Annotated in this window: 1 protein-coding gene; it reads right to left on the bottom strand. The window is 42.7% G+C overall.

Going from position 1 to position 426, the window contains the following annotated elements; all coding sequences use genetic code 11:
• A partial coding sequence (locus E3E37_RS11215) for a class I tRNA ligase family protein (protein ID WP_167717434.1) occupies positions 1-426 on the bottom strand: 426 nt, incomplete at both ends.

Raw genomic sequence — 426 nt, 5'->3', positions numbered from 1 at the left:
TGATGCAGTGAAGTTGTGTGAAACTCTCTGCTCCAGTCAACGCTGAATCCAGCTCTAATGAATGTCTCCTTTGCTGCTTTCATGAAGTATTTGACGATGTTTATTGGATCCTCAAACGTCCACAGAATATCTTCCGGCACTTTGTAAACATCTCTGTAAACAAAAATCGTCTGAGGATCGCGGTGCTTTATTCTTTCGGCAATTCCAACTATTGGTGAACCTGTGATGTGCCATGCCATTGGGAACAAAACATTGTAACCCTGCATTCTCTTGAATCTCGCTATAACATCTGGGATTGTGTACGTCCTTGCGTGTCCAACGTGCAGATGCCCTGATAGGTATGGGAAAGCAACTGTGATGTAGAACTTTGGCTTATTTCTATCTATCTTTGGCTCAAAGATTTTCTCTTCGTTCCACTTCTTCTGC

Source organism: Thermococcus sp. ES12 (genome assembly GCF_012027515.1).
Classification (GTDB): Archaea; Methanobacteriota_B; Thermococci; order Thermococcales; family Thermococcaceae; genus Thermococcus; species Thermococcus barossii.
The sequence above is the reverse complement of the archived record's forward strand: the minus strand, read 5'-3'. Positions and strand labels throughout refer to the sequence as shown.